The 12,269-nt window shown below is 60.6% G+C and carries 12 protein-coding genes; 8 read left to right on the top strand and 4 right to left on the bottom strand.

Annotation, left to right across the window (positions count from 1 at the left end; all coding sequences use genetic code 11):
* The first annotated feature begins 130 nt into the window (after positions 1 to 130).
* From IGB42_RS02950 to IGB42_RS02935, 4 genes are read left to right on the top strand one after another with little or no spacing between them, the layout of a single operon-like run.
* On the top strand, positions 131 to 1,021 hold the full coding sequence (locus IGB42_RS02950; protein ID WP_159666518.1) for a transporter substrate-binding domain-containing protein: 891 nt from the start codon (positions 131 to 133) through the stop codon (positions 1,019 to 1,021).
* Between the two features lies 1 nt (position 1,022).
* Positions 1,023 to 1,763: an amino acid ABC transporter permease gene (locus IGB42_RS02945; protein ID WP_159666515.1), complete on the top strand. Its 741-nt coding sequence runs from the start codon at positions 1,023 to 1,025 to the stop codon at positions 1,761 to 1,763.
* Positions 1,760 to 2,428 carry an amino acid ABC transporter permease gene (locus IGB42_RS02940; RefSeq protein ID WP_159666512.1) on the top strand — a complete coding sequence of 223 codons (669 nt, stop codon included), beginning with the start codon at positions 1,760 to 1,762 and terminating at the stop codon, positions 2,426 to 2,428. The genes IGB42_RS02945 and IGB42_RS02940 overlap by 4 nt, the downstream gene beginning before the upstream one ends.
* Positions 2,429 to 2,449: 21 nt before the next feature.
* Positions 2,450 to 3,178: an amino acid ABC transporter ATP-binding protein gene (locus IGB42_RS02935; RefSeq protein WP_159666509.1), complete on the top strand. Its 729-nt coding sequence runs from the start codon at positions 2,450 to 2,452 to the stop codon at positions 3,176 to 3,178.
* Between the two features lie 112 nt (positions 3,179 to 3,290).
* On the opposite strand, the gene topA is transcribed toward IGB42_RS02935, so the two are convergent.
* From topA to IGB42_RS02915, 4 genes are all read right to left on the bottom strand, one after another.
* A complete protein-coding gene (gene topA / locus IGB42_RS02930; RefSeq protein WP_159666506.1) occupies positions 3,291 to 5,579 on the bottom strand; it encodes a type I DNA topoisomerase in 2,289 nt (762 codons plus the stop codon).
* Between the two features lie 30 nt (positions 5,580 to 5,609).
* Positions 5,610 to 6,059 (bottom strand): DUF494 family protein, encoded by a 450-nt coding sequence (locus IGB42_RS02925; RefSeq protein WP_159666503.1) that lies wholly within the window; start codon positions 6,057 to 6,059, stop codon positions 5,610 to 5,612.
* Between the two features lie 24 nt (positions 6,060 to 6,083).
* Positions 6,084 to 7,199 carry a DNA-processing protein DprA gene (gene dprA, locus IGB42_RS02920; protein ID WP_159666500.1) on the bottom strand — a complete coding sequence of 372 codons (1,116 nt, stop codon included), beginning with the start codon at positions 7,197 to 7,199 and terminating at the stop codon, positions 6,084 to 6,086.
* Positions 7,200 to 7,313: 114 nt separating this feature from the next.
* Positions 7,314 to 8,333, bottom strand: coding sequence for a LysM peptidoglycan-binding domain-containing protein (locus tag IGB42_RS02915; protein ID WP_236822479.1), 1,020 nt, complete (start codon positions 8,331 to 8,333; stop codon positions 7,314 to 7,316).
* Positions 8,334 to 8,469: 136 nt separating this feature from the next.
* On the opposite strand from IGB42_RS02915, the gene def reads away from it, so the two are divergent.
* The 4 genes from def to rsmB all read left to right on the top strand — a co-directional run bounded on the left by def (position 8,470) and on the right by rsmB (position 12,261).
* On the top strand, positions 8,470 to 8,973 hold the full coding sequence (def, locus tag IGB42_RS02910) for a peptide deformylase (protein WP_159666493.1): 504 nt from the start codon (positions 8,470 to 8,472) through the stop codon (positions 8,971 to 8,973).
* A gap of 59 nt (positions 8,974 to 9,032) precedes the next feature.
* Complete coding sequence (gene fmt / locus IGB42_RS02905) at positions 9,033 to 9,959, top strand: methionyl-tRNA formyltransferase (protein ID WP_159666490.1); 927 nt, start codon at positions 9,033 to 9,035, stop codon at positions 9,957 to 9,959.
* Between the two features lie 173 nt (positions 9,960 to 10,132).
* Entirely contained in the window at positions 10,133 to 10,990 is an 858-nt protein-coding gene (gene htpX, locus IGB42_RS02900) for a zinc metalloprotease HtpX (protein WP_159666487.1), read from the top strand.
* Positions 10,990 to 12,261, top strand: a complete 1,272-nt coding sequence (gene rsmB, locus IGB42_RS02895; protein WP_159666484.1) for a 16S rRNA (cytosine(967)-C(5))-methyltransferase RsmB — start codon at positions 10,990 to 10,992, stop codon at positions 12,259 to 12,261. Before htpX ends, rsmB begins: the two co-directional genes overlap by 1 nt.
* The last annotated feature ends 8 nt before the right edge of the window (positions 12,262 to 12,269 follow it).

Here is a 12,269-nt window from a genome sequence, read left to right as displayed (position 1 = left end):
CGGCCTGCAAATGACAAAATCGTGACAACAACGCGCCAAGCCGCGAATTGCTTAGGGTTTTCACGGAGCGCGCAGCGTCCATCCGCTGCCTATACTCCGTAGCGACTGTTTATCCACCACGGAGACCTCCATGCACAAGCTCATTACCCTGGCCGCCGCGCTGACCACCGCCTTTGCCGCACAGGCACATGCAGAAGAACTGACCGGTACGCTGAAGAAGATCAAGGACAGCGGCACCATCGTGGTGGGCGTGCGCGATGCATCGCAACCGTTCTCTTACCTGATCGGCAACAAGCAGTACGTCGGTTACTCGGTGGATCTCTGTAACAAGCTGGTGGATGCGGTGCAGAAATCGCTGAAGCTCAAGACACTGGAAGTGGTGTACCAGCCGGTGACTTCCAGCACGCGTATCCCGCTGATGCAGAACGGCACCATCGACCTGGAGTGCGGCTCCACCACCAACAGCATGGAACGCCAGAAGCAGGTGGCGTTCGGCGTGAACATGTTCCTGGTGAACGTGCGCACCGCCGTGCGCGCCGATTCGGGCATCAAGAGCATTGCCGACCTGAACGGCAAGGCGGTGGTGACTACTACCGGCACCACGTCTGACCGCTACATCAAGCAGCACGAATCCGGCCAGAAAATCGACGTGAAAAACCTGTATGGCAAGGATCACGACGAAAGCTTTCTGATGCTGGAAACCGGCCGCGCCGCCGCCTTCGTGATGGACGACACGCTGCTGTTCGGCAAGATCGCCAACGCCAGGAACCCCAAGGATTTTGCCGTGGTGGGCGAAGTGCTTTCCAGCGAGCCCTACGGCATCATGCTGCGCAAGGATGATCCGCAGTTCAAGAAGCTGGTGGATGAATCGCTGACCAAACTCTACAAGTCGGACGAAATCCAGAAAATCTACAGCAAGTGGTTCACATCACCGATTCCGCCCAAGAACATCAACCTCAACATGCCGATGAGCGACAAGCTCAAGCAGCAGTTCGCCAACCCGACCGACAAGGGCGTGTGAAGTGAATCTGCACATCGACTGGGGGATACTGTGGCAGGAATCCCCGACCGGTGATGGCCCCTATTGGCAGTTGCTGCTGACGGGGCTGCAGTGGACGGCAGCCACCGCGCTGTCGGGCTGGGTGATCGCGCTGATCATCGGCGCGGTGGTCGGCGTGGTACGCACCGCGCCGATACGCACTCTGGCACTGCTGGGCGATGCGTATGTGGAAGTGTTCCGCAACATCCCCTTCCTGGTGCAATTGTTCTTCTGGTTTTTCGTGCTGCCGGAAATGCTGCCCAAGGCGGCGGGCGACTGGATGAAGCAGGACATGCCGCGGCCGGAGTTCATCACCGCCGCCGTCGGCCTGGGCCTCTTCACCGCCGCACGCGTGGCCGAGCAGGTGAAATCGGGCATCCTGTCGCTATCGCGCGGGCAGAAGAATGCCGGGTTGGCACTGGGGCTGACCTTGCCGCAAACCTACCGCCACGTGCTGCTGCCCATGGCGTTCCGCATCGTGATCCCGCCACTCACCAGCGAGTTCATGAATACGTTCAAGAACTCGGCGGTGGCGCTGGCCATCGGCCTCACCGAGCTCACTTTCCAGATGAAACAGATGGTTGAATACTCGAACCAGGTGATCATCACCATCTTCGCGGTCACCGTGCTGTACATGGTGATGGCGCTGGCGGTAAACCGGCTGATGGCGTGGATAGAGCGCAAGGCCCGGGTGCCCGGCATGATCGCAGGAGGTGGCAAATGAGCCGTTTCCTCGGCATAGACTGGCAGCTGATTGCCGATAACCACGAAATCCTGCTGGGCGGGCTGCAGTATTCGCTCACGCTGACGGCCAGCTCGATGGCGGTGGGTATCGTATTGGGCTGCCTGCTGGCGCTGGCACGGCTGTCGAGCATCACGCCGTTGCGGCTGTTTGCCGCCGGCTACGTGAACCTGTTCCGCTCGATACCGCTGGTATTGGTGATTTTCTGGTTCTACTTCTTGCTGCCGTTCTTCGGTTTCAAGCTGGGGCCGGACAAATCGGTGTTCATCACCTTCGCCATTTTCGAGGCCGCGTATTACTGCGAGATCATCCGCGCCGGCATCCAGAGCATCTCGAAAGGGCAGGTGGGCGCCGCGCAGGCACTGGGCCTCACCTACGCACAAAGCATGCGCTACATCATCCTGCCGCAGGCCTTGCGCAACATGCTGCCGCTGCTGCTCACGCAAACCGTGGTGCTGTTCCAGGATACCTCGCTGGTGACCATCATCGGCATCAAGGACTTCATGGGCGCCAATGTGGTGGTGGCCAGCAACAATGGCGCGCTCAAGGAAATGTATACCTTTGCCGCGCTGGCCTACTTCTGCGTGTGTTTTCCGCTGTCCATGCTGCTGAAAAAGCTGCACAAGCGCATCGCGGTGATCCGATAAGATTCGACCAAGGGTAAGTTCATGATAGAAATCAATAAAGTCAGCAAATGGTACGGGGATTTCCAGGTGCTGACCGACTGCAGCACCAGCGTCGCCAAGGGCGAGGTGGTGGTGGTGTGCGGGCCATCCGGTTCGGGCAAATCCACGCTGATCAAGTGCGTGAACGGGCTGGAGCCTTTCCAGTCCGGCAGCATCAGCGTGGAAGGCACCTCGGTGGGTGACGCAAAAACCGATCTGCCCAAGCTGCGTGCCAAGGTCGGCATGGTGTTCCAGAACTTCGAGCTGTTTCCGCACCTGTCGATTACCGAAAACCTGTGCCTGGCGCAGGAAAAGGTGCTGGGCCGCAGCCACGCCGAAGCGATGGAAAAGGGCCTGAAGCTGCTGGACCGCGTGGGCCTCAAGGCGCAGGCGGCCAAGTTTCCCGGCCAGCTCTCCGGCGGCCAGCAGCAACGGGTGGCCATTGCCCGCGCACTGGCCATGGACCCGATCGCCATGCTGTTCGACGAGCCCACCAGCGCGCTGGACCCGGAAATGGTCAACGAGGTGCTGGACGTGATGGTGCAGCTCGCCAAGGAAGGCATGACCATGATGTGCGTGACCCACGAAATGGGTTTCGCGCGCAAGGTGGCCAACCGCGTGATCTTCATGGACCGCGGCGCCATCGTCGAGGATGCCGCCAAGGACGATTTCTTCGGCCAGCCACGCAGCGAGCGCGCGCAAACCTTCCTGTCCAAAATCCTGCACCACTGATCGCATGTACTTTGCAGCGCTGTCTGCTGCAGACGTGAAAAAGCCGGGCTAGCCCGGCTTTTTGCTTGTTGCCCACGGATACGATGCAGCCCGTTGCCGGGCGGCATGCCGCTTACTCCTTCGGTGCCGGCGGCTCGATTACCTCGGTCCAGCCACACTCTTTCTGCGGGCACTTCTTTTCCACACCACGGCGCTTGGTGGTCTTGATCGTCAGCACCGGCCACTTGCACTGCGGGCAGGCTTCGGCAATCGGCGGATCCCAGGTGGCATACGTGCACTTGGGGTAGGTGCTGCACGAGTAGAACAGCTTGCCGTAGCGGCTCTTCTTCTCTTTCAGCGTGCCCTTGTTGCACAGCGGGCAATCCACGCCGGTGTCCTTGGGCGGCTCCAGCGGCTCGATATGCTTGCACTTGGGGTAGCCCGAGCAGCCGATGAACTTGCCGTAGCGGCCAGTCTTGATATGCAGCGGCGACGAGCACTCCGGGCATACGCGGTCCGGCACCACTTCGGGCTCGGTCGGCGCGGTATCGGCGTCCTCGTTCAGGTTGCGCGTGTAATCGCACTCGGGGTACGTGGTACAGCCGATGAAGCGGCCACGCTTGCCCAGGCGGATGGCGAGCTTGTTGCCGCACTTGGGGCAATCCTCTTCCAGCTCTTCCTGGGTGACTTCCTTGCGCGACAGCCCCTGCTTCTCCACCACCACGTCGTGGAACTTGTGCCAGAACTCGTCCAGCACCGGCACCCACTCGCGCGAGCCATTGGAGATCTCATCCAGCTGGTCTTCGAGCTTGGCGGTGAAGTTGTAGTCCACGTATTGCGTGAAGTGATCGGTCAGGAACTTGTTGACCACTTCGCCGGTATCGGTAGGGATGAAGCGCTTTTTATCCAGATCGACGTATTCGCGGTCTTTCAGCGTCTTGATGATGGAGGCGTAGGTGGAAGGACGGCCGATGCCGAACTCTTCCAGTGCCTTCACCAGCGAGGCTTCCGAATAACGCGGCGGCGGCTGGGTGAAATGCTGCTCGCCGAACAGTTTGTCCACCGGCAGCACATCGCCTTCTTCCAGTACCGGCAGGCGTGCTTCGTCTTCGTCACTTTCAACGTCGTCGGCATCTTCCTGGTACACGGCGATGAAGCCGGGGAACACCAGGGTCTGGCCGCTGGCACGGAACACCGCCTGCGGGCCCACCTGGATATCCACGCTGACGGTATCGAATTTGGCCGGCGCCATCTGGCACGACAGCGTGCGCTTCCAGATCATCTGGTAGAGCTTGAACTGATCCGGGCTCAGGAAGGACTTCACCGAATCGGGCGTACGCGCGATGCCGGTCGGGCGCACCGCTTCGTGCGCCTCCTGTGCGTTCTTGGATTTGTTCTTGTACACCACCGGCGCCGTCGGCAGGTATTCCTTGTCGAAATTCGCGCCGATGTAATCGCGGATGTCGGTCAGCGCATCGTTGGACAGCGCCACCGAGTCGGTACGCATATAGGTGATCAGACCAACAGTTTCGCCGCCCAGGTTGATCCCTTCGTACAACTGCTGCGCGGTACGCATCACGCGGTCGGTGGTCATGCCGAGCTTGCGCACGCCTTCCTGTTGCAGCGTCGACGTGGTGAACGGCGCGGTGGGGCTGCGCGATTTCTTTTTCTTCTCGACCCGGCTGACCTTGGCCTCGGCGCCTTCGATGGCCTTGAGGATGTCGGCCTGCACCGCTTCGGTCGGGATATCGAACTGTTCGAGCTTCTTGCCCTGCCACTCGTTGAGCTTGGCGCCGAACTTCTGGCGGCCCTTGTGGCTGTCGAGGTGCACCGTCCAGTATTCCTGGCTGGTGAAGGCGCGGATTTCGATCTCGCGCTCGCAAATCAGGCGCAACGCCGGGCTTTGCACGCGGCCGGCAGACAGGCCCGAGCGTACCTTGCGCCACAGCAGTGGCGACAGGTTGAAGCCCACCAGGTAATCGAGCGCGCTGCGTGCCTGCTGCGCATTGACGAGGTTGCTGTCGATGTCGCGCGGGTTGGCCACTGCGTTCAGCACTGCCGATTCGGTGATCTCGTGGAACACCACGCGCTTGAAGGTCTTGTCCTTGTCGAGCAGTTTCTTGCCCTTGAGGATTTCCAGGATATGCCAGGAGATGGCTTCGCCTTCTCTATCCGGGTCAGATGCCAGGTAGATGTTGTTGGCGGCTTTCACGGCATCGCAGATCGCATCGACATGTTTCTTGTTCTTGTCGATGACCTGGTACTTCATCTTGTATTCGTTCTCGGTATCGACCGAGCCGTCCTTGCGCACCAGACCGCGCACATGGCCGTAGGAGGCAAGGATCTGGAAATCCTTGCCCAGGTATTTTTGCAGCGTTTTCGCCTTGGACGGCGATTCGACGATCAGCAGATTTTCAGCCATGTGGCCTCGACGGGGAGTTCAGTGGAGCGCTCAATGCAGCGTAGCGCCATTGCGGCCAAAAAGGATTTCTTCTATCAGCAGATTAGAAAGTTCGTCTCGCTTGCGCCAGACCACCATCAATACGATGAGCTTGAGGCGTTCGGCGCCGATTTCATTCTGACTATCGGCCAGAACGCGGTCGAGCGCCATTTCGCGCTCTGCCGGCCTCAAGACCTTGCCATGTTCGAGATAGTGCCAGTAGGTGAGCGCATCGGCGTCCAGACGGGCTGCTTCCAGCGGATGCAGCCAGCGCGGGGTATCCGGCACGTCCTGGTAGGCGTCAACGTCCAGTTGCGACAGTTCTGACAGCCAAGCAAGCGCTTCCTGGATTTCGTCGGATTCAAAACCGACGGCATCGAGCTGGCGCGCAAGCGCAGGCAGTTCCGGCACACCGTCGGCACTGTGGAAAGCTTCAAAGAGATAGGCGAGAACTTCTAGCATGGGGGCAACATCGGGGCGGGAGCGCTATTTTCCAAGCCGCTGCCAGCGGCCACCGGGTAAAACGGCAACATCACCGGAGAGCTCAAAACCAAGCAGGATTGCGCAGAGTGCATCCGCAGTCAAGCCGGATCTGGCAACCAGTGCATCCAGATCGACCGGATCAAAGCCCATTGCATCAAGAACTTGCATCTCCTCCGCACCTCTTTCCAGCCCGTTTTCAGCAGTTGTTGCCGCCCGGCTGGCGCTCACCGGCGCCAGCCGCGCCTGCCAGTCCAGCTCTTGCAGGATATCTTCAGCGGCATCCACCAGTCTTGCTCCCTGCTTGATCAGGCTATGGCAGCCGCGTGCCTGGGGCGCGTGGATGGACCCGGGTATGGCAAAGATTTCCCGTCCCAGTTCCAGCGCCTGCCGGGCGGTGATCAGCGAACCGCTGCCCAGGGTGGCCTCGACCACCAGCGTACCCAGCGACAGCGCGGCAATGATGCGGTTACGTTGCGGGAAATGCCCGGCCTTGGGCTCGGTACCCAGCGCAAATTCGGAAACGATCAGCCCTTGTCCGGCAATCTGGTGCGCCAGCGTGCGGTTGCTGGCCGGGTACACGCGATCGAGCCCGGTGCCCACGACGGCAATGGTCGAGCCGGGGCCGGCAAGGCCGCCACGGTGGGCTGCGGCATCGATACCGGCTGCCTGGCCGCTGACCACCACCAGCCCGGCATGGCTGAGCGCAGCGGCAAACGCTTCTGCATTCTGTACGCCCTGCACGGTGGCATTGCGGCTGCCCACGATGCTGACTGCGGCGTGGCCCAGCAGTTCACGCCTGCCTTTCAGGTATAGCACCACCGGCGGGTCCGGCAGATCCAGCAGTTGTGGCGGGTAATCCGCATCGCCCAGTGCCAGCAGGAAGTGATCTGGCGCGCTTAGCCAATCCAGCGCACGTTCCACCCCGGCAACGGTGGCGTTCTGCGTACACCAGGCATCCAGCAGTGAAGGTGGCAGCGTATCGGCCAGCGCAACGGGGCTGGCGGCCAGTGCAGCGGCTGGCGTGCCGAACGCGCGCAGCAGCGCCAGCTGGCGCCGCGCACCCACGCCGGGCACCAGGCTGAAACGCAACCAATCGCGGCTGTCTGTATCAAGCGGCATATGCGGTGACCTATCTATCAAAGCCTGTCCGGGAACAGCCGGCCGGCAACCGTCTCCGGCCTGGTGCACAAAACAAAGGCCACGCATTGCGTGGCCTTTGTCGGGCTACGTCATTTACTGCGGCGAGCTGGCCAGGTCACCCACGTTGACCGGCATGGTGCTGTCGAGCAGCAGACCATACGATACGTTCGGGAACACACGATAGATGAACAGGTTGCCACTCTTTTCCGGTGGAATCATCAGGCCTTCGGCCTCGTTGTCGGCACGCTTGAGAGGGCGGGCAGCCTTGAAGGTGAACAGCACGCTGCCGATATCCAGCCCATCGAGCGAACCCTTGTTGATCACCACGGTGGAATAGGGCCCCACTTCGGCAATACCGCCATAGGCAGAAACAACCAGCGCCTGGATATTGTTATCCGGCGTATGCGGCACGTAGTTGACGAACGGAATGTCGTTGGCACGTAGCAAGCGGTCACCCGGAGCGATTTCTTCCTTGGCAGTGACCACGCGCAATGTGGAAACGTCACCCACCACATCCACGGTCACATCGCCCAGATAAATCACTTCGTAGCCCAGCACCCGTTTGTGCTCGGGATCAGCCGGATCGATCAGCGGCTTGCCCGGGCGGAACACTTGCCAGGAATCACCGGCCTTGCCGGCAAGCTTGGTAGCATAAATCTTGTCGCCCGCAGAATAGACCACGCGGTTATCCGGGCCTGCAGCGACACGCGGCGCTTTCCTGAGCTCTTCAGGCTCGATGAGCAACGGGCGCTGCAGGAACGGGCGGATTGCATCCACGGGGATGCTCGAAACCGCGCCATTGGTGTATTCCTCGATACGCACCTGCGGGCCCAGCTTGAGCGGGCCGCTGGGGCGGTTGGTATTCTTGTCGTTCTTCAGCAGTTTGAGGCGGGGCTCCTTGCCGGACAGGTCCAGCACCACCACATCGCCCGGATAAATCCAGTGCGGGTTCTTGATCTCGTCTTTGTTCAGCTGCCAGATTTCTGGCCAGCGCCACGGCTGCTTGAGGAATTTGCCGGAAATACCCCACAGCGTATCCCCCTTCACCACCACGTAGCGTTCAGGTGCGCTGTTCTGCAGTGCAAGTGTGTCGGCCTGTGCGGAACCTGCCACGGCACCGAGGGCCAAAAGAAGAGATATAATCGTTTTTCGCATTGTCGGGCTCATCCCGCGCCCCGGTTCGGGAGCGCTCTGTGATTAGTGTTTATTTACTGATTCTGCATACAAACTTTTTAAGTCGCAAGCAACCATGGCCATTCTGAATATATTGCACTATCCGGACGAGCGCTTGCACACCGTTGCAAAACCGGTGACGCAATTCGACAACCGTCTGCACCAAATGATCGATGACATGGCGCAAACCATGTACGAGGCCCCCGGTATCGGCCTTGCCGCAACGCAGGTGGATTTCCACCAGCGGCTGATCGTCATCGATATTTCCGAAACCAAAGACCAGCTGATGGTGCTGATCAATCCGGAAATCGTCGAAATGGACGGCAAGACCACCTACGAGGAAGGTTGCCTGTCCGTGCCCGGCATTTACGAGGAGGTCGAGCGTGCCGAGCATATCCGCGTCAAAGCGCTGGACCGCAACGGCAAACCGTTTGAAATCGACGCTCACGAGCTATTGGCGATTTGCATCCAGCACGAAATCGACCATCTGGATGGCAAGGTTTTTGTCGAAAAACTCTCACGCCTGAAGCTGAACCGCATTGTGCAGAAGCTGAAGAAAAACCAGCGCAAAACCATGTAAAAAGCAGGTGTGAGGCACAGACTCACACCCTGTTGTCTCTTCCCGACTTCCGGTATTCGATGAAACTCATTTTTGCTGGTACACCTGATTTTGCCGCTGCCGCGCTCGAGGCGCTGATTGCTGCCGGGCACGAAATATTGCTCATATTGACGCAGCCTGATCGGCCTGCGGGACGTGGCATGAAGCTCACGCCGTCGCCCGTCAAAGTCGTTGCAGAAAAACATCAGCTGCCGGTGTACCAGCCGGAAAAACTGCGTACGCCAGAGCAGCAGGCGCCGCTTGCCGCCATCGCCGCAGATGCGATGATCGTGGCCGCCTACGGGATCATCCTGCCGCAAGTGGTGCTGGACATGCCGCGGCTGGGCTGCCTGAACATCCATGCGTCGCTATTGCCGCGCTGGCGTGGCGCAGCGCCCATCCAGCGCGCCATCCTGGCCGGTGATGCAAGCACCGGTATCACCATCATGCAGATGGATGCCGGGCTCGATACCGGGGACATGCTCAGCGTGCACGTGACGCCGATTGCCGCGGACGATACCGCCCACACGCTGCACGACAAGCTGATGGTTCAGGGCGCCACCGCCATCGTCAGCGCGTTGGCCAACCTGCCCGCGCTGCAGGCGGGGGCAACGCCGCAGCCGATTGACGGCGTGACCTACGCCGAGAAGCTGAAGAAAGAAGAATCGCAAATCGACTGGGCGCACCCGGCCAGCGCGCTGGACCGGATGATCCGTGCGTTCAATCCGTTTCCGTCAGCGCAAACCACGCTGGATGGCAACCCGCTCAAAATCTGGCGCGCTGCCGAGGCAAGCGGGGCAGGGCAGCCCGGCGAAATTCTCGATGTGGCGCGGAATGGCATCATCGTGGCCTGCGGTAGCGGCGCGTTGCAATTGACCGAACTGCAAAAGGCCGGTGGAAAACGCCTGGATGTAGCTGCCTTTCTGGCGGGCACCGTGCTAGCAACGGGTGGCTTTCTGGGCCGCTGAGCAGCCGTTGCCAGGCTGCCGCAGCGGGCACGCGGCAACGCCGAAGGCGTGAAGGATTGCCATTGCTTTGGCAACCCATGCCAACTATGCACAATCAATATCGCGGTGATTGAATTTTCTGCCTGACGCGGCATCTATCTCATGTCTCCATTCACATTGTTGCCCGCAAACCTATGAATAATTGGCTGAAAACCACCATCCTGATGGCCGCCTTCCTGGCGTTGTTCGTATTCATTGGCGGCTTGATCGGCGGCAAGAGCGGCATGCTGATTGCATTACTGATCGGCGGCGGCATGAACCTGTTCGCATACTGGAATTCGGACAAGATGGTGCTGCGCATGTACAACGCACACCAGGTCGACGCCAGCACCGCGCCCGAGTTGTACGCCATGGTTCAGGAACTGGCACAACGTGCCGGCCTGCCCATGCCCAAGGTTTATGTGATCGATGAAGACCAGCCCAATGCGTTTGCCACCGGCCGCAATCCGGAAAACGCTGCAGTTGCGGCCACTACCGGCATCATGCGCGTGCTCAGCTACCGTGAATTGCGCGGCGTGATGGCGCACGAGCTGGCCCATGTGCAGCACCGCGATATCCTGATCTCGACCATTTCCGCCACCATGGCCGGTGCGATCTCGGCGCTGGCCAACTTTGCGATGTTTTTTGGTGGCCGTGATGAAAATGGCCGTTCCATGAATCCCGTTGTCGGCATCTTGCTGGCCATCCTGGCACCGCTGGCAGCCAGCGTGATCCAGATGGCCATTTCGCGTTCACGCGAATACGCGGCCGATGCCGGCGGTGCCCGCATCAGTGGCGATCCGCAAGCGCTGGCCGATGCCCTGCAGAAAATCGAAGCCTATGCACGTGGCATTACCATGCACACCGCTGAGGCCCACCCTGAAACCGCACAGATGATGATCATGAACCCGCTGCACGCTGGCGGGCTGGATAATCTGTTCCGCACTCACCCGCAAACCGCTGATCGTGTCGCCAGGCTGCATGCCATGGCACGCGGGCAGCTGGAGTACTGATGTACCTTACGCAAAAATATGCCACCGATACCGTTGCCGCGGTCCTGAACGGCCAGACGCTGACCGATGCTTTCGCCAAGGTCTGGCGGCTGGAACCCAATCTGCGCCCGCAGCAACGCGGTGCGATCCAGGACCTGTGCTACGGCACGTTGCGTCACCTCGGGTTGCTGCAGAAAACGCTGGAATCGCTGCTGAACAAGCCCATGCACGAACCCGGGCTGCGCGCGCTGCTGCTGGTCAGCATTTACCAGTTGCACTTCACCCGTGCCGCGCCGTACACCATCGTCGATCATGCGGTGAAAGTGGCGGCACATACCGGCTCGGGCAAAGGCAAGGGGCTCGTCAATGCCATCCTGCGCAACTTCCTGCGCCAGCGCACCGAGCTGATCGGTGCCGCGCAGCGCACGCAGCTGGGCCGCTGGTCGCACCCGATCTGGTGGATATCCGCGATCCAGAAGGCTTACCCGCAGCAATGGGAGGCGATGATGGTGGCCGGCAACCAGCACCCGCCGATGACGCTGCGCGTGAACCAGCGCCGCGGCAGCGCCGAGCAATACCAGGCCCGTCTGCGCGAAGCCGGTATCGAAACGCGCGCGCTGGACGATACCGCGCTGTTGCTCAAGCACCCGGTTGGCGTTGATCAACTGCCGGGCTTCTTCGATGGCGATGCATCGGTGCAGGATTGGGGCGCACAACGTGCTGCACGGTTGCTGGATGTGAAAGACGGCATGCGCGTGCTCGATGCGTGCGCAGCGCCCGGCGGTAAGACCGGCCATCTGCTGGAAATTGCCGATCTGGACCTCACTGCCGTCGATAGCGATGCCAAGCGGCTGGAACGCGTGGCGGACAACCTCAAACGCCTGAACCTGAGCGCCACGCTCAAGACCGGCGATGCAGCCAAGCCGGCTGACTGGTGGGATGGCAAGCCGTTCGACCGCATCCTGGCCGATGTACCCTGCTCCGCCACCGGCGTGGCGCGCCGCCATCCGGATATCAAATGGCTGCGCCGGCCCGAGGATTTCGCCGCTTTTGCCCAGCAGCAGTCACAAATGCTCGATGCGCTATGGGCGCTCGTGGCACCCGGCGGCAAACTCCTTTATGCTACGTGCTCGATTTTCCCGGCTGAAAATGGTGAGCAAGCAGCGGCTTTCGCCGTCCGCCACGCCGATGCCGAGCGCCTGCCGCTCGACTTGCCGGGGGATGGACAGTTACTGCCCAGCCCGGAGCACGATGGCTTTTTCTACGCGCTGTTTTCGAAACGTCCTCTTTAAGCTGGCGG

Source organism: Andreprevotia sp. IGB-42, assembly GCF_009848685.1.
Classification (GTDB): domain Bacteria; phylum Pseudomonadota; class Gammaproteobacteria; order Burkholderiales; family Chitinibacteraceae; genus Andreprevotia.
Note: the sequence above shows the minus strand (reverse complement) of the source record. Positions and strands in the feature narration are given on the sequence as shown.

Bases quoted from the DNA above. Each gene is read 5' to 3' on its own strand.
- IGB42_RS02950 (WP_159666518.1), top strand. From the start codon at position 131: ATGCACAAGCTCATTACCCTGGCCGCCGCGCTGACCACCGCCTTTGCC.
- IGB42_RS02940 (WP_159666512.1), top strand. From the start codon at position 1,760: ATGAGCCGTTTCCTCGGCATAGACTGGCAGCTGATTGCCGATAACCAC.
- IGB42_RS02935 (WP_159666509.1), top strand. From the start codon at position 2,450: ATGATAGAAATCAATAAAGTCAGCAAATGGTACGGGGATTTCCAGGTG.
- topA (WP_159666506.1), bottom strand. From the start codon at position 5,579: ATGGCTGAAAATCTGCTGATCGTCGAATCGCCGTCCAAGGCGAAAACG.
- IGB42_RS02925 (WP_159666503.1), bottom strand. From the start codon at position 6,059: ATGCTAGAAGTTCTCGCCTATCTCTTTGAAGCTTTCCACAGTGCCGAC.
- dprA (WP_159666500.1), bottom strand. From the start codon at position 7,199: ATGCCGCTTGATACAGACAGCCGCGATTGGTTGCGTTTCAGCCTGGTG.
- def (WP_159666493.1), top strand. From the start codon at position 8,470: ATGGCCATTCTGAATATATTGCACTATCCGGACGAGCGCTTGCACACC.
- fmt (WP_159666490.1), top strand. From the start codon at position 9,033: ATGAAACTCATTTTTGCTGGTACACCTGATTTTGCCGCTGCCGCGCTC.
- htpX (WP_159666487.1), top strand. From the start codon at position 10,133: ATGAATAATTGGCTGAAAACCACCATCCTGATGGCCGCCTTCCTGGCG.
- rsmB (WP_159666484.1), top strand. From the start codon at position 10,990: ATGTACCTTACGCAAAAATATGCCACCGATACCGTTGCCGCGGTCCTG.